This is a genomic window from Paraburkholderia pallida (assembly GCF_004524855.1).
Classification (GTDB): domain Bacteria; phylum Pseudomonadota; class Gammaproteobacteria; order Burkholderiales; family Burkholderiaceae; genus Paraburkholderia; species Paraburkholderia oxyphila.
Genome location: NZ_CP038151.1, coordinates 1,447,102 through 1,467,399 on the forward strand (window position 1 = coordinate 1,447,102; position 20,298 = coordinate 1,467,399).

The 20,298-nt window shown below is 65.9% G+C and carries 17 protein-coding genes; 3 read left to right on the forward strand and 14 right to left on the reverse strand.

Going from position 1 to position 20,298, the window contains the following annotated elements; genetic code table 11:
* Positions 1 to 63 precede the first annotated feature (63 nt).
* From E1956_RS41210 to E1956_RS41255, 10 genes are all read right to left on the reverse strand, one after another.
* Positions 64 to 897 (reverse strand): aspartate dehydrogenase, encoded by an 834-nt coding sequence (locus E1956_RS41210; RefSeq protein WP_134759060.1) that lies wholly within the window; start codon positions 895 to 897, stop codon positions 64 to 66.
* Positions 890 to 2,548, reverse strand: a complete 1,659-nt coding sequence (locus E1956_RS41215) for a thiamine pyrophosphate-binding protein (RefSeq protein ID WP_134759062.1) — start codon at positions 2,546 to 2,548, stop codon at positions 890 to 892. The genes E1956_RS41210 and E1956_RS41215 overlap by 8 nt, the downstream gene beginning before the upstream one ends.
* The gene (locus tag E1956_RS41220; RefSeq protein ID WP_134759064.1) at positions 2,541 to 3,368 is read right to left on the reverse strand and encodes an SDR family oxidoreductase; all 828 of its coding nucleotides are present in this window, start codon (positions 3,366 to 3,368) and stop codon (positions 2,541 to 2,543) included. Before E1956_RS41220 ends, E1956_RS41215 begins: the two co-directional genes overlap by 8 nt.
* Positions 3,365 to 4,261 carry an IclR family transcriptional regulator gene (locus tag E1956_RS41225; RefSeq protein ID WP_134759066.1) on the reverse strand — a complete coding sequence of 299 codons (897 nt, stop codon included), beginning with the start codon at positions 4,259 to 4,261 and terminating at the stop codon, positions 3,365 to 3,367. The genes E1956_RS41220 and E1956_RS41225 overlap by 4 nt, the downstream gene beginning before the upstream one ends.
* Before the next feature lie 19 nt (positions 4,262 to 4,280).
* Positions 4,281 to 5,171, reverse strand: a complete 891-nt coding sequence (locus E1956_RS41230) for an alpha/beta fold hydrolase (protein ID WP_134759068.1) — start codon at positions 5,169 to 5,171, stop codon at positions 4,281 to 4,283.
* Positions 5,172 to 5,235: 64 nt separating this feature from the next.
* Complete coding sequence (locus E1956_RS41235) at positions 5,236 to 5,772, reverse strand: cupin domain-containing protein (protein ID WP_134752837.1); 537 nt, start codon at positions 5,770 to 5,772, stop codon at positions 5,236 to 5,238.
* Between the two features lie 46 nt (positions 5,773 to 5,818).
* The gene (locus E1956_RS41240; RefSeq protein ID WP_134759070.1) at positions 5,819 to 6,595 is read right to left on the reverse strand and encodes an SDR family oxidoreductase; all 777 of its coding nucleotides are present in this window, start codon (positions 6,593 to 6,595) and stop codon (positions 5,819 to 5,821) included.
* Positions 6,588 to 7,673 carry an aromatic ring-hydroxylating dioxygenase subunit alpha gene (locus tag E1956_RS41245; protein WP_134759072.1) on the reverse strand — a complete coding sequence of 362 codons (1,086 nt, stop codon included), beginning with the start codon at positions 7,671 to 7,673 and terminating at the stop codon, positions 6,588 to 6,590. Before E1956_RS41245 ends, E1956_RS41240 begins: the two co-directional genes overlap by 8 nt.
* 53 nt (positions 7,674 to 7,726) lie before the next feature.
* Complete coding sequence (locus E1956_RS41250) at positions 7,727 to 8,038, reverse strand: recombinase-like helix-turn-helix domain-containing protein (protein WP_134759074.1); 312 nt, start codon at positions 8,036 to 8,038, stop codon at positions 7,727 to 7,729.
* Position 8,039: 1 nt separating this feature from the next.
* Positions 8,040 to 8,354: a non-heme iron oxygenase ferredoxin subunit gene (locus E1956_RS41255; RefSeq protein WP_134759076.1), complete on the reverse strand. Its 315-nt coding sequence runs from the start codon at positions 8,352 to 8,354 to the stop codon at positions 8,040 to 8,042.
* Between the two features lie 401 nt (positions 8,355 to 8,755).
* On the opposite strand from E1956_RS41255, the gene E1956_RS41260 reads away from it, so the two are divergent.
* The gene (locus E1956_RS41260; RefSeq protein ID WP_197732998.1) at positions 8,756 to 9,871 is read left to right on the forward strand and encodes a porin; all 1,116 of its coding nucleotides are present in this window, start codon (positions 8,756 to 8,758) and stop codon (positions 9,869 to 9,871) included.
* A gap of 816 nt (positions 9,872 to 10,687) precedes the next feature.
* Here the strand turns inward: E1956_RS41260 and E1956_RS41265 are convergent.
* From E1956_RS41265 to E1956_RS41280, 4 genes are all read right to left on the reverse strand, one after another.
* Positions 10,688 to 11,668: an IclR family transcriptional regulator gene (locus E1956_RS41265; RefSeq protein WP_134759079.1), complete on the reverse strand. Its 981-nt coding sequence runs from the start codon at positions 11,666 to 11,668 to the stop codon at positions 10,688 to 10,690.
* A 130-nt stretch (positions 11,669 to 11,798) separates the two neighbouring features.
* A complete protein-coding gene (locus E1956_RS41270; protein WP_134759081.1) occupies positions 11,799 to 13,352 on the reverse strand; it encodes a methyl-accepting chemotaxis protein in 1,554 nt (517 codons plus the stop codon).
* 145 nt (positions 13,353 to 13,497) lie between these two features.
* Positions 13,498 to 14,025, reverse strand: a complete 528-nt coding sequence (locus E1956_RS41275) for a GNAT family N-acetyltransferase (protein ID WP_134759083.1) — start codon at positions 14,023 to 14,025, stop codon at positions 13,498 to 13,500.
* A 12-nt stretch (positions 14,026 to 14,037) separates the two neighbouring features.
* Positions 14,038 to 15,033 carry a hypothetical protein gene (locus tag E1956_RS41280; protein ID WP_134759085.1) on the reverse strand — a complete coding sequence of 332 codons (996 nt, stop codon included), beginning with the start codon at positions 15,031 to 15,033 and terminating at the stop codon, positions 14,038 to 14,040.
* A gap of 397 nt (positions 15,034 to 15,430) precedes the next feature.
* Here E1956_RS41280 and sbcD point away from each other — a divergent pair, with 397 nt between their 5' ends.
* Positions 15,431 to 16,714 carry an exonuclease subunit SbcD gene (gene sbcD / locus E1956_RS41285; RefSeq protein ID WP_134759087.1) on the forward strand — a complete coding sequence of 428 codons (1,284 nt, stop codon included), beginning with the start codon at positions 15,431 to 15,433 and terminating at the stop codon, positions 16,712 to 16,714.
* On the forward strand, positions 16,711 to 20,229 hold the full coding sequence (locus E1956_RS41290) for an AAA family ATPase (protein ID WP_134759089.1): 3,519 nt from the start codon (positions 16,711 to 16,713) through the stop codon (positions 20,227 to 20,229). The genes sbcD and E1956_RS41290 overlap by 4 nt, the downstream gene beginning before the upstream one ends.
* Positions 20,230 to 20,298: the final 69 nt, after the last annotated feature.

Sequence of the window (20,298 nt, forward strand, 5' to 3'; positions counted from 1 at the left end):
TCAGTGCCGGCGATGCGGTGCATATGCACGCACACCGCCGGTGATCGCTTCAAAATCGCTTCGTCAGATCACGCAGCGCGCGGCCCGGTTGCGCAGCGCGCGAATCGCGCTGTACGCGGTGAGCGCCGAGGTCTTCGGGTTGTCGGGCAGCGGCTTGCCGCACATCTCCAGCGACATCTCGCCGAACGCGCCGCGCGCGACGATGCGGTGCACGTTGCGCTCGACGGCCGGATCGGCAATCAGGCGCACCTTCGTCTGGTCGAGGCCAAGGCCCGCCAGCGCGATGGTGGCCGCCACGTTCGCGTTCTTCGGAAAGAGCCGCGCCGCTTCGCGCGCGCTGCCTTCGAAGATCACCTGCTCCTTCGTGAGCGTGCGCAGATCGCAGACCTTTTCCGCCGGCGTATCGAGCCAGCCGAGCGGCGGCTTGCGGCCCGTGTACAGCACTTCGTCGAGGCCGCCGAGCTTCGCTGCCGAAAGCGCGTCGATCCCGCCAATCGCGCCGGAGAGCAGCGTGACCGTGGCGTCGCCTGCGTCGGCGGCGAGCGAGAGGCGCTCGAGCAGATCGACGTCGGAGAGCGCGCCGATCGAGGCCACCGCGCAATCGGTGCCGCTTTGCAGCAGCGGCACGACGTGATCGATGAGCGCCGCGTGGCCCGCGCATTCGAGCGCGAATTGCGGCTTCGTTGAAAGCGCGTGCACCGACGAGACCACCTCCACCGCGCCGTCCACCTGCCCACGCACGGCAGCGGCGTGCTGCTCGGGCACGATCACGTGCGAGACGTGCACGAGCGGGTCCGCCGCGACCGCGCGATACACGGTCTGCCCGATCGCGCCGAAGCCGATCATCGCGATGTCGATAGGTGCGTGGGGCATGGAGTTAGCCTGGCTGTTATGCATGTTGGGGTTCCTCTTTGCGCACCGGCGGGCCTGCGAACGCGGTCTCGAAGCTGCCCACGGACTTCATGTCCACCTCGAGCAGCACCGGGCCCTCGAACGCGATGCCTTCGCCGATCACAGCGTCCGCGTCGTCGAGCGACGAGAGGCGGTAGTGCTTGAGGCCGAGGCTCGCGCAGAACTGCGAGAACTCCGGCTGATGCAGATCCACGAACATGCGGCGCCCGCCATACTGCGCGTCCTGAATGTTGCGGATCACGCCGTAGCACTGGTCGTTCATCAGCACGATCATGACGTTGGCCTTCTCCTGCACGGCCGTCGCGAGCTCGCCCACGTTGACCATCAGGCCGCCGTCGCCCACGAGGCACACGGTCTTCGCCGCGGCGTTCGCGAGCGCCGCGCCAATCGCCATCTGCATGCCCTGGCCGATGCCGCCGCCGAGCGCATGCACGCCCGCGCGCGGCGAGAAGATCTTCAGCAGGCGGTTGCCCCACGTGCTGTTCGAGATCGTGACGTCGCGCACCCAGTTGTAGTCGCGGCCCACGGCATGTTGCAGCGCTTCCACGAGGCGGCGGTACGGGCCGAGCCCCTTCGCCGTTTCCGACACGGCGATCTCGCGCGCCTCGGCCAGATCGGCGGCGAATTGCGGATCGACCTTGATGCGGTTTTCGAGGCGCGTGGCGAGCGCGTCGAGCACGCGCGCCGAATCGCCGTGCACGAACAGCGCGTTGCGGTAGCCGCGATTGTCGGCGAGCGCGTCGGCATCGACGCGATAGAGCGGCTGCGGCAGACCCAGCTTGTACTTGAGCGTTTCATTGCCGCGCAGGCGCGAGCCCACCACGAGCATCGCGTCGCAGGTCTTGTAGAAACGCTCGACCGAGGGGCTCACGTTGAACGCGCCCAGCGTGGCCGGATGATCTTCGGGCAGCACGCCGCGGCCCTGCACGCTCGTCACCACGCCAAAGCCGAGCGCGACGAGACGCTCCACGGCAGCGCGCGCGTGGCGCGTGCCGCCGCCGAGCCACAGCAGCGGGCGCTTGGCTTTCGCGAGTTCGTTCGCGAGTTGCTCCACGCGCGCTTCGTCGTGCGTGAGCGTCGTCAGATGCGGCGCGCTCAGATCGGCAGGCCAGTCGGTCAGCGCGGCCTGAATGTCGATGGGAATCTCCACGCTCACCGGGCCGCTCGGCGCGGTTTGCGCCACGCGCACCGCTTCGCGGATCGTCGGCAGCGCCGTCTCGACCGAGCGCACGCGGAATGCGGCCTTCGAGATCGACTGGAGCATCGACAGCTGATCGGGCGCCTCGTGAATATAGGCGAGGTCCTGATCGAGGTATTCGGTTTCGATCTGGCCGGTGATGTGCAAGAGCGCCGTGCCGGCCGTGAGGGCTTCGACCATCGCGCCCGCTGCGTTGCCCGCCGCCGTGCCCGTGCTCGTGAACGCCACGCCGAGACCGCCCGAGACGCGCGCGAGCCCGTCCGCCATGTTGACCGCGCCTGCTTCGCCGCGCGCACCGACATAGCGGATCTTGCCGCGACAGCCGATGGCGTCGAGGATCGGCATGTTATGAATCGAGATCACGCCGAAAGCGGTTTGGACTCCGCATTGTTCGAGGAAGGCGGCGATCAGTTCGCCGACGGTGGTTTGATTAGACATGACGTGCAACGCCTCCAGATACATCGATATGACTGCCCGTCGTATAGGACGACAGGGACGTGGCCAGATAAAACAGTGCCTGTGCGGCTTCTTCGGGGCGGCCGAAGCGGCCGAGCGGAATGTGCTTCTTGCGGGCGAGCTCACGCGTCCAGTCTTCCCAGCTCTGGCCGGCGGCCTGCGCCTCGCTGTCGTTCTCGTAGCGGCGGCGCCATTGGCCCGACTCCACGATGCCGATCAGGATCGAGTTCACGCGAATGTGCTCGGGCGCGAGCTCCACCGCGAGCGACTTGATGAGGCTGAGCACGCCCGCGCGCGCCGACGAGGTCGCCACCATGTGCGGCTCGGGCTGCAGCGCGAGCAGCGAGTTCACGCAGACGATCGCGGCATTGCCGGTGCCGTTGCCCTGCTGTGCCGCGTGGCGCAGCATCGGCAGGAACGCGCGTGTCGGACGGATGATGCTGAAATACTTGAGGTCCAGTTCCTCGCGCCAGGCTTCGTCGGTGGTGTCGGCGAAGGTCGAGACGCGGCCCTGGCCCGCGTTGTTCACGAGCATGTCGGCGCGGCCGAAGCGCTGTTCCACTGCGGCCGCGAAGGCGGCCACGTCGCTGGCGTCGAGCACGTCGCAGCGCGCGGCAAGCAGTTGCGCCTGCGGATGGCGCTCGCGCAGTTCGCGCTCCGCGCGTGCGAGGCGGTCGCTGTCGCGGCCGCAGATCGCGACCGAGGCGCCCGCGCGCAAGAAGAGTTCGGCGCTGGCGAGGCCGATGCCGGACGATCCGCCCGTCACCACCGCAACCTGGCCGCTCAAGTCGAGTTCAATCATTTGATCCCCAATGCCTTCATGTAAGGCGATTTCCTGCCGGCTGCGTGGGCAGCCGTTTGCGGCCGGAGTTGCGGCCGATAATTCAGACGCTTCGAGAGTTCGTCAGCGGCGTGGCGCACCTTGTCGATCAGGCCGCTGTCGAGCAACTGCGCGTCGATGCCAGGGCGCGGAATGGTCGTCGTCACCACGGCGGCGATGCGGCCCGAGTCGTTGCGCACCGGCGCCGAGACCACCGAAATGCCGCGCTCGAACGACGATTCGCTCACGGCGTAGCCGCGCTCCGCGTCCTCGCGAATGCGCTCGTAGAGCGCCTCGACGGTTTCCGGCGTGGAGGGCGTATAGCGTTCGAGCCGCGGCTCCGGATAGAGCGCGCGCAATTCGTCGAGCGTGAAATCGCCCATCAGCACCTGGCCGTGCGTCGTGGCATGCGCGGGCAGGCGCGTGCCGACATTGACCTTCACCGAGCTGAAAATGGGCGCGTGGCTCTGCGCCTTGGCGACGAACACGATGTCGCGTCCGTCACGAATCACGATGTGCGTGGTCAGGCCGGTTGCGTCGCGCAGCGCCTCGATCAGCGGCAGGCCGAGATCGGTCAGCTCGAGCGAGCTCAGATATTCGAAGCCGAGGCGCAGCACGGCCACGCCCAGGCGATAGTTGCGGTCGCGGTCGGCGCGCTCGAGAAAGCCGAGCGATTCGAGCGTCTGCAGCAGACGAAACACCGTGGTGCGTGGAATGCCGAGGCGCCGTGATAGTTCGGGCGCGTCGAGCACCGGCTCGCGCGGCGAGAATTCGGTCAGAATGCGCAGGCCCCGTTCCAGACCCGGCACGCGGTAGCTCGTGTCGTTGCGGTCTGCGTCGGCGTCGGGGGACGCGCTGGCGACGTCGGGTGTCATTCTATAAGCTCCGTAGTACTTAGTATGCAGAACAGAAAGCATCGATCAGCGCGTTGTATGCGTCGGGCTGTTCGATGTAGCCTGCGTGACCCGCGCACGGCACGGTCTGAAACGGCGCCTGCGCGATATGCGCGAGCCGCTCGCAGGCCGCCGGCGTCGTGATCGTGTCTTCGGCGCCCACCGCGACGGCCATCGGCACCTTGCCCACGCAGCGCGCGAGGTCGGCAGCGAGTTCGGCGTTCGCGAGCAGATGCGTGGCCTGCGCATAGCCGTGCGGCACGACGCGCGACATGTTCCAGCGCACCCAGGCGCGCGAGCCGGCGTCTGCGTACGGCGAGAGCATGTTCGCGCTGCGCTTTTCCGCGAGGCCCTGCGGGCCGAGTTCGGCCAGCATCGCGAGGCGCGCATTGCGCTTTTCTTCGCGCACGGCAGCATCGGCGGCGCCGTAGCCTCCGGCGGGCGAAATCAGCAGCAAGCCGCTCACGCGCGCCGGATGGGCCGCAGCGAACGCACCCGCGATGATCGCGCCAAGCGAATGGCCCACCAGCACGCAGCGCTCGATGCCGAGCACGTCGAGCCAGCCGGCCAGCACACGCGCATAGTCGGCGGCAACGGGCGACGCGCTCGCGACCGGCGTGGAAGCGCCATAACCGGGCGCGTCCCACGCGAGCACGCGGCGCGGATTTTCCAACGCCTCGCCAAGCGCTTCGAACTGCTGCACCCACGAAGCCGCGCCAGAGCCAATGCCATGCAGCAGCACGAGCGGCAGTGCCTCTTTACCGCTCTCGCCGGCTGCCTCGCGATAGCTCACGCGCGCCTCGCCGGCCCGGGCCTCGCGCAGCGCAAAGCGCGCGAGACGCGTTTCGAGCGCGGCGGCCGATGAGGCGGCGGTGTCGATCGCTTCGTTCATGACTGGGTGGTCCGTTGCGGAGTCGTGGGTGGTTGGCTTGACTGCGTCGCTTGCCTGCGTCGCGTTACTTCGCTTCGCGCTTGATCTTCGCGAGCGGCGAATCCGGCGGATAAGTCGGCGTGACGGGCTTGGGCGAGCCGAGCATCACGCACATCAGCGCGTCTTCCTCGCCGACGTTGATTTCCGTGCGGTACACGCCGGGCGGCACCGAGATCAGGTCGCGTTCGCCGAGCACGGCTTCCCACGTCTCGCCGTCCTTCTCGCAGATCACCTTCATCTTGCCGCGCAGCACGAAGAAAATTTCTTCGACATCCATATGGATATGGCTCGGGCCGATGTTACCGGCCGGAATCACCATGGTCGAGAACGTGAAGCCGCCCGCGGGCACGGTGTTCGTGTCCTTCGCGACGCCGGTGCCGCCCGTGCCCACGTAGCGCATCTGCGCGCGGCGGTACTTCGGGTCGTAGTCGGCCTGGAACTTCAGCGCGTCCCAGTCGTAGCGGCGCGTTTCATAGCGCGCCACGCGGCTCGTCATCCAGTCGTCAAAGCTCGCGTCGGCGGGACGGTCCCACGACTTGCACTCGATATCGGCATCGGCCATCGTTTTCTCCTTGGGTTCCTGAGAACTCATGTTCAATTCCACGAAATCAATTCATCACGAAGCCGCCGTTCACCGGCAGCAGTTGTCCGGTCACGAAGCGCGCCGCGTCGGACAAGAGGAACAACACCGGGCCCGAGACATCCTCGGGCACCTGGGCACGCTGCAGGGCGCGCCCTTCGAGGTAATACGCGTGGCGTTCTGCCGGCACGTAGGCCGTGGCTTCCACTTCCGTGAGGCCCGGCGCAATGGCGTTGACGGTGATGCCATCCGCACCGAACTCGCGTGCGAGCGAATGCGTCATCGCAATCACGGCGCCCTTGCTGGCCACGTAGGCGAGCAGCCTGGGCGCGCCCCAAAGTGCGGTATCCGAAGCGATGTTGACGATGGCGCCACGGCCCGACTCGCGCAGCCAGCGCTGCGCCGCTGCGCACATGAGCCAGGTGCCGCGCACGTTCACGTCCATCACGGCGTCCCACGTGGCCACGCTGATCTCTTGCGCGAGCTTGCCGCCCGAGTTCGTGATGGCCGCGTTGTTGATGAGCGCATCCACGCCGCCCATGCGTTGCGCGGCGCCATCGACGAATGCGGCAATGCTCTCGGGCTGCGCGAGGTCGAGCGGCGCGAACGCCACGTCGTGGCCCTCGGCCGCCAGCGACTTCGCGAGCGCCTCGCCCGCATCGTGCAGCACGTCGCCGAAGGTAACGCGCGCACCGGTCGTGGCCAGCGCGCTCACGAACGTCGCACCCAGTCCACGCGCGCCGCCCGTGACGATCACGCGGCGGCCGGCAAGCGCTGCCTGCGCCGCAAGCTGGGCGTCATGCATGGCTGTGCCCTGCGGCTTGCGCGGCCTCGCCATGCTGGGCGCGCAGCGCGTCAAGCTCGGCGAAGTGCTGTTGAGCACGCTGGCGCAGCATGCGGCGCACGCGCGTCATGCCCACGTCGTGCTGATAGAGGAACTCGTGATCGCGTGCATTCGGCGCCATGCTTTCGAGCACGTAGCGATCTTGCTCGAGCACGTCCCAATGCAGGCCTTCGAGGCGGTTGCGGTACATGAAGCGCCACGCGTCGCGCTGCCAGCCCTGCACCTTGCGGGTGCGCCAGAAGTAGACCTGGCAGTTGTCTTCGTCCACAGGCACCGCGAAGCCGATGATGCCGAAGTTGCCGCCCGGGCCGAACTTCTTCTTGTACGGAATCGCGAGGCGCATCCACAGGCAGCCGGTTTCGCCGAGCTCGACCCAGTCGAAGTTGACGTCGCGCTGGCCGACCTTCTCGAACATCAGGCCGCTCTCGGTCTTGCGCACGCGCATGTCGGCCTGCTTGTCGCCTTCGGCCATCGAGTGCGAGGTCGCGTGCAGGTAGGCGCCGTGCATCGGGTCCATCACGTTGTCGATGGCGTACTGGTAATTGCACTTCCAGTTGGACATGCACAGGAAGCTCGCATATTCGTCGCCCACGAGCTCCTCGGGCAATTGCAGCGGCGCCGGTTCCTTGTGCGCTTCGTCGCCGAACCAGAGGAAGACCGCGCCAGCGTGCTCTTGCGCCGGATACGACTTCACGCACTTCGTGCCTTCGAGCGGGCAGGCCGAAACGGCCGGCACGTTCTGCACGGTGCCGCTGCCGTCGACTTCGATGCCGTGATACCAGCACGCCACGCGGTTGCCGAGATTCCAGCCGAGCGACAGACGCGCGCCGCGGTGCGGGCAGCGGTCTTCGAGTGCGTGGACCTGGCCGTCCTGATCGCGCCACAGCACGATCTGCTCGCCAAGGCGCGTGATGCCGATGGGCGCGTTGCCGACTTGCCAGCTCGGCGCAACGGGATACCAGTAGTTCTTGATGCCGCGGTCGAGATAGGCGCGAATCGGGTCGGCGCTGCCGGTGGCTTCAGGCGTGGGGGACGTCATGTGGGGTCTCCGTGTTCAGTGTTTGCCGTGGTTCCGTGTTTCCGGAGCCGGGCTCATTCGGCGAGCAGACGGAATTCGGCGGTGAGGCGCTCGGCGTTCCAGGCCGTGCCTTCCGGCGTGCGGAAGCCGATGCGGTTCAGGCCCGCCACCACTTCGTCGAGCTCGGTGGCGCCGGCTTCGAACACCTGTTCGAGCGCGTCGCCGAAATCGTTCTCGTATTGCGTGGGCTCGGCCTTGCGCGTTTGCCAGACCAGGTTTTCGGTCTGGCCCGGCTGCTCGATCACGCCCTTGCCGGCCACGTTGTTCGGTTGCGGCGCGAGCCAGGGCTTGAGCAACGGATTGAAATTCACGGGGACTTCACGCATGTCATTCCACCTTGATCTGGATTTCTTCACCAGCGAGTCGCACCGCGTACGTCTTCAGATCGCGGCCGCCAGGCTCCTTGAGACACTTCCCGGTTGGGATATGAAACACGGCTTCGTGCAGCGGGCATTCGACGGTGTCGCCATCGACGAAGCCTTGCGTCAGCAACGCGTATGCATGAGGGCAGACGTTTTCGAGTGCGTAGACCTCGTCGCCCACCTTGTAGATACCGATTTCCGTGCCGTCGAGCTTGAACTCGAGCGGTGCGTCTTCGGACAGATCGCCGGCATGCCCGGCGCAGCGCCATTCTTCAGCCATTTCTCACCTTTCTCGATCAACCGTGTTCCATATAAGGAACATTAGTTTATGTATGGTCATTATAGGAACGTTCCGGCGGGGAGAAAATAGAAATCCGCTGCGCCTGGGGAAAACACCGAGCGCAACTTTGAAAGGGACATGAACAACGCCACCGGGCGTGCCGCCAAAGTTGCCAAAACGCTTACGGTGCGGGCACTTACGCGCGTATCGAGCCAACCGCCGCGTGTGCGTACCTGGGGGAACTACCGTCCAAAAAAAGTATTTTGGCGTCGCGCGAGAGTCACTATACTTCCCAAAACGTTCCATACACAGTACGTCGTACCATATATGGAACATACAACGAAGAACGTGAGCCGCCGCTAGAAGCGCGCCGCGCAACGCCGAGGGATTGGGTCTGCCGGATGATCACACCGGCATTTCGTCATACGATCAGGAGTCCAAAGTTGAAACACTTCATTGCCGCGGGGTTGACGGGAATCTGCGCCGTCTCGTCTGCATGGGCGCAGAGCAGCGTCACGCTATATGGCAGTCTGGATGCGGGCGTGGCCTACGTCAGCAACGTGGGTGGCCATTCGAAGTGGATGGAGGAGCAGGGCAATACGCAGCCCGACCGCTGGGGCCTGCGCGGCCAGGAAGACTTGGGGGGCGGTCTCAAGGCGATCTTCACGCTCGAAAACGGTTTCTACACCAACACGGGCGCGATGGCGGTGGCCAATACGCTCTTTAACCGTCAGGCGTTCGTGGGTCTCGCATCGGACCAGTTCGGCACGCTCACGCTCGGTCATCAGACGCCTTTTTCGTTCGACGTGCTCGACCCGTTCAGCACGGCGTATCTCGCGGGGAGCTGGTATGCCTTCCATCCGGGCAATATCGACGAGCTCGCGGATACCGGCGTCGTGCCCTACAACAACTCGGTGAAATACCGCTCGCCCACGTGGTATGGCTTTACGGCGGGCGCGATGTTCGGCTTCGGCAATACCACGAACTTTTCGGATGGCCGCACGATGAGCTTTTCGCTCAGTTATGCGAATGGTCCGTTCAAGGCTGGCGCCACTTGGTCGAACGAGCATGATCGTACGGTGTCGATTGCGACTACGGGTATCACGACGTTCCAGGATCAGCCTGCGGCTACTTATCTGGCCGACAAGGTGGAGAATATGGGTATTGGCGCGTCGTATTCGTTTGGCAAAGTGCTTTTGCACGGGCTGTATACGCGCACGAAGCTGGAGTCCGGCGGCCAGTCCGATACGTTCCAGAGCTACGATGCCGGCGCGAACTACCAGGTCACGGCGTTCAACAGCGTGGTGGGCGGTGCGGCGACCTCGACGCTCGAGGGCCGGCGCTGGAGCCAGGTGATGATCGGCGACGTTTACTCGCTTTCGAAGCGTACGCAGGTTTATGTGAATGCGCTTTATGAGCACGCGAATTCGAGTGCGCAGGCGGCCTTTTTCACGGCGGGCGTGTCCAGCGGACGCAATCAGGCTATCGTGCTTACGGGGATTCATCACTCGTTCTGAGTGCTTTAAGCTCAAGGCGTTGGCCTTAACTTGTTTTCGCGGCGGGCCGCAGGCGTTGCCCCTGTGCGGGGCGGCACCTACTTTTCTTTGCAGCCGCAAAGAAAAGTAGGCAAAAGAAAGCGGCTCACACCGCCAGTGTGACGCCGTCCCCCACTGCCCTATTAATCGGAGCGGCTCCGGGGCATCTGTCTCCTCGCACACTCCACGTTAGTGACAAGGGGCTCATCCTTCCCGCCGCGCGCTACGCGCGGGCGGAAGGGTCTGCAAGGAAAACCGGGCGCGCTGGCCGGCGAATACGCTGGGGTGCCGCCCGGTAAGTGCGCGAAGGTGCAGACCGGTAAATGCGCGGGCGTGCTGATCGGTAAATGCGCTGGGTTCCTGCCGGTAAATGCTTTGGGGTGCTGACTAGTGAATGCACGGGCGTTCTGGCTGGCGAATGCGTGGGCGAGCGCCGATCGAATACGCTGGAGTCCTACGAATACGCGTGCATCCCACTGGTTTTGGATATGCCCCACGGCGCGCGCAGCGCCGCCGGATGGATGAGCCCTTAGTCACTCCGGGTGACGTCGCGTGGTGACAGACGCTCCGGAGCCGCTCCGATGGACAGGGCAGTGGTGAACTGCGTCACACTAGCGGTGTGAGCGGCTTTCTTTTGCCTACTTTTCTTTGCCGCGGCAAAGAAAAGTAGGTGCCGCCCCGCACAGGGGCAACGCCTGCGGCCCGCCGCGAAAACAGGTTAAGGCCAACGCCACAAAGAACCGCACCAAAAAACCAACACCACGCCTGGAGGCGCATCCCAGGCCACCTCCCACCGCATCAGAGCAAATGCGGACTACGGCTCTTAGCAACAGGCGCCTGCGCAGCCTGAACCGCAGTAGGATCAGCCGGCGCAGGCCGATAATTAAGCCGCATCGACAAATCGAGCGCCGCAGCACACACAGTACCCACGAGCGGCCCACGCTCGCCCTCACCGATATCCGACCGCGGCACCGTCGCCGTAAGCGCGGCCACAATCCGCCCCGACTGATCGCGCACCGGCGCGCTCACCACCGAAATACCGGTCTCGAACGACGCTTCACTCACCGCATAGCCCTGCTGCGCAAACTCGCGCACCCGCGCATAGAGATCGGCCACGGTCGCGGGCGTGCGGTCCGTATAGCGTTCGAGCTGCTTCTCGGGATAAAGCGCCCGCAATTCGCCAAGCGTGAGGTCGCCCATCAACACCTGACCGTGCACGGTCGCATGCGCGGGCAAGCGCGTGCCCACATGGACCTTCACAGAGCTGAACATCGGCTCGCGCGTTTGCGCCTTCGCCACGAACACCACGTCGCGCTCGTCGCGAATCAGCAGATGCGTGCTCAGGCCCGTAGCGTCACGCAGGCGCTCCAGCACCGGCGTCCCAAAGTCCGTAAGCTCGAGCGAACTAAGGTACTCGAAGCCCAGGCGCAGCACCGCCACGCTCAAACGGTACTGCCGGTCGCCGTTGGCGCGCTCGATGAAGCCCAGCCCTTCGAGCGTCTGCAACAGACGAAACGTGGTCGTGCGCGGAATGCCAATGCGCCGCGAAAGTTCAGGCGCCCCCAGCACGGGCTCGCGCGCCGAGAACTCGGCGAGAATGCGCAGGCCCCGCTCGAGGCCCGGCACGAGATAGGTGGACGTGCCCGCGCTTTCCTCGTCTGCATTGGCGCCCGCTTCACCGGCTTCGGTGTCGGGGAGCGTCTCCTCGGGTGGCAGCGCGGCGCGCTTGCCCGGCCCCGCGCTGCGGCGCGCGGTGCCTGTCGTGTTTTTTGTGGCCATCGTCGGCTTGAATCGGCGTGAAATTCGGCTTCGATCGGGGCGACCCCGTCGGTCATGGGGGCAATGATAGCGCGAAGCGCCGCATCCACCCCCAGCGCCCTCTCCGGCCAGGTCCCCAGGCGGTTCGCCCTCAGGTCCTGAACACCGCCACCGCCGCGCTCAGGCGCCGCGCCTGATCCTCCAGCGACGCCGCCGCCGCGGCCGCCTGCTCGACGAGCGCCGCATTCTGCTGCGTGACCTGGTCCATCTGCGCGACCGCGAGATTGACCTGGTCGATGCCGGTGCTCTGCTCCTTCGCCGCCGTGGCGATCTCGTCCATGATCGTGCTCACGCGCGCAATCGCGCCCACGATCTCCTCCATCGTCGTGCCCGAGCGCTCCACGAGGCCCGCGCCGGTTTCGACGCGCGAGGTCGAGGTGTCGATGAGCGCCTTGATCTCCTTGGCCGCCGCGCCGCTGCGCTGCGCGAGCGAGCGCACTTCGCCCGCGACCACGGCGAAGCCACGCCCCTCCTCGCCCGCGCGCGCCGCTTCCACGGCGGCGTTCAGCGCAAGAATGTTGGTCTGGAACGCAATGCCCTCGATCACGCCGACGATCTCCGCAATGCGCCGCGAATCGTCGACGATGTGCTGCATCGTGCCCACCACTTCGCGCGCGAGCTCGCCGCCGCGCGCCGCGAGACCCGACGCGCCGTGCGCGAGCGCGCTGGCTTCCTGCGCGTTGCCGGCCGTCTGCTTGACCGTGGAGGTGAGCTGCTCGATGCTCGCCGCCGTCTGTTCGAGCGAGGCGGCCTGTTCCTCGGTGCGTTGCGAAAGATCCGTGTTGCCGGTGGCAATCTCGCTCACGCCGGTGTCGATCGACTGGGCGCCGTCACGCACGGTGCCCACCATGTTGATGAGCGCCGTCTGCATGCGCTGCAGCGCCGCCGAGAGCCGGCCCATCTCGTTGCGCGACGCGAGCGCGACCGCCGCGCCCAGATCGCCCGAGGCAATCCGCTCGCACTGCTCGACCGCCGCGCTAACGGGATGCACAATCGCGCGGATCAGCGCCACGCGAGCGAGCCACGCGAACACGAGCGCGAGCACCATGCCCACGGCCACAGCAATGCTCACTGCCTTGAAACGCGCCTGCGCCTCGCGATAGCGCTGCGCGCCGCGCTCGATCTGGCGTTGCTCCAGCACGAGCATGGCCTTTTCGAAGCCGTTGTAGAGCGCAGGGAGCTTGTGCGCCTGCAGTTCCTGGAAGGTGTTGCGATCGCCCGCCTTGAGCGCGGCCAGCGCGGGATCGACGCCCTCGTGCAGGAAGGTGTTGCGCTTGTCCTGCATCTGGGCGATCAGGCGGCGGTCTTCTTCGTCGCCCGAGACGATCGAGAGATAGTGATCGAGACGTTCGTTCGAGATCTTCAGGTATTGGTCGAAGCGCTTGAGCACGGCGTGGGCGCCGTCCTGGTCGCCGAGATCGGCAAGCGACGCATACGTGGCGAGCGCGAGCCGCAGGCGCAGCAACTGGCCCGCGCTGCCCTCGAGATCGGCGACGGCCGGCGTGTCGACCGTGTACATGTCCTGCATGGCGTCGTTGCCCGCGCGCATCGACAGCAAACCTGCCGCCGCGCCAATCACGAGCACGACGCCAAAGAAGGCGACCATCAGGGTCAGACTCGCGCGTATCGAAAGCTTGTGAAGCATGCTGGTCTCCCGGGACACAAGCGGAATCGATGGCGTATCGACATCAAGTCGATGGCCGTGCGCTGGCGTCTCCTTTTGCGGTGTTCCCGATTCAACCCGGGTCAACGGCAGGACGGCGCCAAAACTTTAGGCGTTTGCTTAATGATCAAGCGAGCCGCTTCCACATCTTGCGCAGACGCAGCGCCACAGGGCCCTCGTCGTCGCGCAGTGGCAACGTGAACTCACAGTCGACGGCATAGCCGCAATGGCGGTAGAAGTCGACGGCGCCCGGTGCCGCGGCAACGAATAGCTCGCGGGCGCCTTGCTCGAACAATTGACGCTCGACGGCATGCAGAAGAAAGCTTCCGAGGCCTTGACGCCGGGCGCCCGGCTCGACGTACAACGCGCGCAGATGCGGGCGGGCGCCTGCGCTTGCCCAGGCGTAACCGGCTACACCGGTGCTGGCGCACTGTGCTTCGCCTACCACGCACGCACCTTCGGAGATGCCGATGACCGCACGAAGGTCGGTCATCGGCATGGTCAACCAGGCCGCCTGCTCGCGCGCCGACAAGGCGGGGCCGATGGGCGACGAGATCGCGGCAAAGCGCGTGGCCTCGATGGCCGGCCAGTCGGCCGCTCGCGCGGGCCGCACCTGCCAGACGACGCGCTTGCCGTCAGGCTCGAGCGGCGGCATGGCGAATCGTGCTTAAAAGGCGCCGACGGTGAGCCCCGCGCCACCGGTGCCCGGACCTGGATCAGGCCCTTTCGGCAACCCAGGCGAACCCGAGCTTCCATCGGATCCCTTTGCGTCCTCCTCCGCCTTGCGGGCCGCCTTCTCCGCTTGTTTCTCCATGTACCGGCGTATCACTGCCGTATCGATAAACATGGAGATGTAGTGACATCGCCGTGCCGCGATGTGGTTGCGCAAACGGCCCTCGGCTAGCTTGAGGTTGCCTGCGTCATGGGTCCCTTCGGCTTTGGTCCCGATCTTTTCCTCGAGGGCGCCGATGTCCTTCACGGTTTTCAGCATCTGAACCTGGTCGAACGTCACGATTTGCCTGTCGCTGGCCGTGATGTACCCAACGCCGTTCAGGCCCGTGATGTGCAGGGCATAGTCGACCCAGGTTTCCTTGTAGTACGCGTACAGAATCTTCGACAACTTGAGGCAGACGTACTGGAGCGTGCTCAGATGAGACCACGTTTTTGCGTCGTCGAACCCCCGGATCTTCGCGAACGTCTTCATTGAGCATTGCTCGACGACCCCCTTGCGGCTGCCGCCGTCCAGGTCCTTTGTCTCCTCACTGCAGGCCGTCTCGCAGCACCAGAATTCGATGTAACTGATCCCGTGATACCGGATGGCAAGCGCCAGCTCCTGAATCACGTCGTCCACCTTGAAGCCGCCCAGCGTGCGGTCCGGCATCGGGATGATCGCGCCGTCCTCGTCGCGAAAGCGCGAATGACCTGTAATGCAGATCGAGCGTCCCCCGCCTAGCTTCTTATGTGCGCCCGAGACGCTTTTAGTCGACTCGACGCAGGTGGCCAGGCTCCCTGTCTTTGCAAGCAGTGTCTTGAGCAACGCGGTCATCTGGAGCATCTCGCCGTCGTCGTCGTCATTCTCGAGCAATGCCCAGACGACGACTTGTCCATTACCACCGAATCCAAACGCATCAGGCTCGAGACCTTCCGGAGTGATGGCTTCCATGCTGTTCTCCCTGCAAGAACCGCGATAGGTTGAAGCGCCTCACGTCGCGCGAAGCGCCCGATCTGCTGCCGGATCGACTCTACTCCATTACGCAATCTCGCGATCGGCAAATTTTCTGCCTGCTGAAAGTATGCAAATCTGCGGCGACGTCATGATTGACAGCACGCTCGACAATGGGCTGATTCGGGGCAATCGAGGCCATTGCGGAGACGGTCGCTGGAACCCCTGCGCCCACGGGACGCAAAGCCGCCGGGCGCCGCAAGCGCGCGCCTGCACTACAATCCTCCACTTGCGCCCGCTGCGAATCCGCTTCAGGTCCGCTTTAGATCCTTTACGCGCTTCACTTTCGCGCCGCATTCGCGCGGGCCGCCTTCACAACGAACTCTGCCTCACCCCCATGCGCCTCCTCCACACCTCAGACTGGCATCTGGGCCAGAACTTCATGGGCAAGAGCCGCCAGGCCGAGCATCAGCAGCTCATCGACTGGCTCGTGGCCCAGCTCGACGCGCATGCCGTCGATGCCGTCCTGATCGCCGGTGACATCTTCGACACCGGCACGCCGCCCAGCTACGCGCGCGAGCTCTATAGCCAGCTCGTCGTGCGCCTGCACGCGGCCGGCGTGGCGCTGCTGCTGCTCGGCGGCAATCACGACTCGGTGGCGACGCTGCGCGAAAGCAGCGCGTTGCTGGAGCAACTCTCCGCACGTGTGGTGCCGGCCGCCGATGCGCCTGAGCATCAGGTGCGCGTATTGCCGTTACGACCACGGCGCTCGAACGGCAACGCGAATGTCGAGGCAAAGGAAAGCGGCGGTGCGGGCGCGGCGCCCGGCTGCGTGGTCTGCGCGGTGCCCTTCATTCGCGCGCGCGACGTCATGCAAAGCGAATACGGCCAGAGCGCCGAGCAAAAGCAGCAATCGCTGCAGCTCGCGATCCAGGCCTACTATCAGGCCGTCCACGCGGCAGCGGAGGACCAGCGCAGAACGTTGAGCGCGCAACTAGGCCGCAACGTGCCGCTCATCGCCACGGGCCATCTCACCACGGTGGGCGCGAGCGCGAGCGAATCGGTGCGCGAGATCTACGTGGGCGCGCTCGATGCCTTCCCCACCAGCGCGTTCCCGAGCGTGGACTATCTCGCGCTCGGGCATATCCACCGGCCCCAGAAGGTGGGCGGCCTCGAGCATATCCGCTATAGCGGCTCGCCCATCGCGCTGAGCTTCGACGAAGCCACCCAGCAAAAAGAAGTTTTGCTCGTCGATCTGGGCGAAGCGGGCCTCGAGGCCGTGACGCCCCTGCCGGTGCCCGTGTTTCAGCCGCTCGTCGCGCTCAAGGGCAACCTGAAATCGCTGCCCGACGCCTTCGCGCAAGCCGCGAGCGATGCCTCGGCGGAGCGGCCCGTCTGGCTCGAAGTGACGGTGGCCGAAGACGACTACCTGACCGACCTCCCCGCACGAATCCAGACGATGACCGAGGGCCTGCCGCTCGAAGTGCTGCGCATTCGTCGCGAGCGCGGCACCGACGTGGCGCAGCTATCGGGCGATGCAGGCGTCACGCTCGACGATCTCGATCCGCTCGACGTGTTCGCGCGCCGTCTCGCCCACGAAACTCTCGAAGACGACGTGCGCGATGCCCTCACCGAGCGCTACAAGCGTGTGCTCGCCGCCACCGTGGAGGGCGAAGCATGAAGATCCGCAGCCTGCGCCTGAAGAACCTGAACTCGCTCAAGGGCGAGTGGCATATCGACTTCACGAAGCCGCCGTTCGCCGAGCAAGGCCTCTTCGCCATCACCGGGCCCACCGGGGCGGGCAAGTCCACGCTGCTCGACGCGATCTGCCTCGCGCTCTATCACGAGACGCCGCGCCTGAAGACGGTTTCCGCATCGGCGAACGAGATCATGACGCGCCATACCGCCGACTGTCTCGCGGAAGTGGTCTTCGAAGTGAAGGGCGAGGTCTATCGCGCGTTCTGGAGCCAGCGCCGCGCGCGCGACAAAGTCGACGGCGCCTTGCAGCCGCCGCGCGTGGAACTGGCGAGCGTGGCGCCCGAAGGCGGCGGCGATACGATCCTCACGACGCACATCAACGAGAAGCTCAAGCGCGTGACGGACATCACGCGGCTTGATTTCCCGCGCTTCACGCGCTCGATGCTGCTCGCGCAGGGCGGCTTCGCGGCGTTTCTCAACGCCACCGCGAACGACCGCGCCGAATTGCTCGAAGAGCTCACCGGCACCGAGATCTACGGCGAAATCTCGCGCAAGGTCTTCGAGCGCGCCGGCGAAGCGCGTGACGCGCTCAAGCAGTTGCGCGCCAGGGCCGAGGGCATGGAACTGCTGAGCGCCGAGCAGCGCGAGTCGATGGAGCTGGAGATCGGCACGCTCACGGGCCAGTTGAACGCACTCGCCACGCAGACGAAAACGCTGCAAGCTCAGCGCCAATGGCGCCGCGACCTGGCGCAGACCGAAGCCGATGCGCAGTCGGCGCAAACACGTGTTGCCGCGGCAACCGCCGCGCTGGAGGCCGCCGCGCCCGAGCTCGCGCGCCTCTCGGCAAGCGAGCCTGCGGAGACACTGCGCCCGGCCTATCAAACCGTGCAGCAGGCGGAAGCGGCGTGCCGGCAATCCAGCGCGGATCTTGTTGCATTGCGCCGCGACCGCACAGAGCGGCTCGCCGCGCAGCGGCGCGAGTACGGTTCGACCGCCGCGCTGGCCGCGGGCATCGCGCGCGAAGCGCTTGCGCAACTCGCGAAGCTCGACGATCAAAAGCGGCAGCTTGAAGACTTTTGCAGTGCCAATCAAAATCTCTCGCAGCTTGGCGAGCGGATTGGCGCGTGGCGTCAGCAGTTCGAGCAGCGCCGCCGCACGCAGGCCGAACTAGCCGCACGCGAGAAGCAGCGCGCCGATCTCGAGCAGCAACAGAACGAACGGCGCGCGCAACGCGAACGGCACGCCGCGACGCTCGCCGAAGCGGAGCGCGCCAAAGCCGAATCCGACACGAGCCTGCAAGCGCTGCAATCCGCACATGAGCAGCGCCTCGCCGGCCAGACGCTCGCGCAACTACGCGACGCCTGGCAAACCGGCCAAACCACGTTCAGTCGCTGGCAGCAACTGGAAGCCGTGGCCGGGCGCCGCCGCACGCTCGCCGAAGATGAACGCGTGCTCGCGGCCAATCTGACGCGCGTGGCGCAAGACATCGAAGCGCAAGACGATGCGCTCAAGACACTGCAGCAGGAACATGTGCAATGTCAGGCCCGTGCGGACGACAAGCAGAAGCTGCTCGAACAGGAACAGGTCATTCGCAGTCTCGCGCAACACCGCGAACAGTTGCGGCCCGGCGAGGCATGCCCGCTCTGCGGCTCGCACGAGCATCCCGCCATCGAGGCGTATCGCGGGCTCGACGTCTCGGCCACGCAAGCCGCGCTGCAAGCGGTTCGTGCTGAGTTGCAGGCTTTGGAGCAACGTGTCCGCGGGGCCGCGGAGGCGTTGTCGGCGCTACGCGCCACGCAGGGTCAGCAGCGTGCGCAGCTTGAACGGCTCGCCGCGGGCGCGGCCAAGGGCCGCGAAGAATGGGACGCGATTGTCGCGGCGCTACCACCGCAATCGGCCATCGATGAAACCGGCTGGCAACATGCCGAGGCGCTCGAAGCGGCGCGCGAGGCTGCCGCGCAGGCCGCGCAGCAGGTCAAGCAGCATCTGGACGCCGCCGAAGAGGCGGAGCAAACGCTCGCACGAGCACGCGAAGCGAACGGCCGTCACTCGGACGCGCTGCAAGCCGCGCGCGCTCAGGCTGCATTGCTGGAGCAGACGCTCAACGGCATGAAGGAGCGGCTTGCCGAGATCGCCCGTGAGCGCGACACGCTGCAAGCCGGCCTCGAACACGAGGCAGCGGCCTTGCTCGAATCGGTGCGCGCGGGTGGCTACGCGCTCGACGCCGTGCCCGGGGACGGCGCCGCATGGCTGCAAGCGCGCGGCGCCGAATGGCGCACGTGGCAAGAGACGCAACGACGCCTGCAAACACTCGAGCAGGCGCTCGTGCGCCAGCGTGGGCAATGCGACGTCGCGCACGCGCAGGTTCAGGCGTGGCGCGAGCGTTGCAAAGGCATCGGCATCGAAACTTCGACATCCGTACCAACCGACCCGGCGCGTGGTCACCAGACGGCATCCCTCTTCGACGATGTCGATCACGATGACGAAGGCAGCGAACTCATCTCACCGGAAGCCTTCGAAGCCAGTGTCGCGCGCGCGGAGGCGCTGACACACGAACTGGCCACGCTCGATGGCCAGCTCACGCATCTCGAACGCACACTCGCGCAACAGCGCACCGCGCTCGACGACGCCACGCAAACGTGGCAAGCAGCGCTCGGCGGCAGCCCCTTCGCCGATCAAGCCGCCTTCCTCACCGCGCTCCTGCCCGCCGAGACGCGCAAGCAACTCCAGACGCTCAAGCAGCAACGCGAGCAGGAGCAGAAAACGGCGAGCGCACTGCTGCAAGGCGTGCGCGAAAAACTCGTGGGCCTGCAGCAGCAAGCACTGACCGAGGCCACCCTCGACACACTGGAAGCACAGCTCGAAACGGCGGAGAAAGAAGGCGCCATGCTCAACGAACGGCTAGGCCACCAGCGCGGGCTGCTTACGCGCGACGCGCAGCAGCGCGAGAGCCAGCGCGCCTTGTTCGAGCAGATCGAAGCGCAGACCCACGACGCCGATCTCTGGCAACGGCTCGACGCGCTGATCGGTTCTGCGAAGGGCGACAAATTCCGCCGCTTCGCGCAAGGGCTCACGCTCGACCACCTGCTTGCGCTCGCGAACCGTCACCTCGACCGCCTGCACGCGCGCTATCTCCTGCGCCGCAAGTCGACGGGCGAGCTCGAACTGGAGATCGTCGACGGCTGGCAAGCGGATGCCAAGCGCGATACGCGCACGCTCTCGGGCGGCGAGAGCTTCCTCGTGAGCCTCGCGCTGGCGCTCGCGCTTTCGGATCTGGTGAGCCACAAGACTTCGATCGATTCGCTGTTCCTCGACGAAGGCTTCGGCACGCTCGACGGCGATACGCTGGAAATCGCGCTCGATGCGCTCGACACGCTCAACGCGAGCGGCAAGATGATCGGCGTGATCAGCCACGTCGACGGCCTCAAGGAGCGCATCGCCACGCAGATCCGCGTAGAAAAGGGCGGCGGGATCGGCCATTCGCGGCTGGTGATCTAGCCACGCTGAACACGCGGTGCGAAGCGTGTGGCGTGCGGTGCGTGGCGTGTCCTGCGCCGCCGCGCGCGT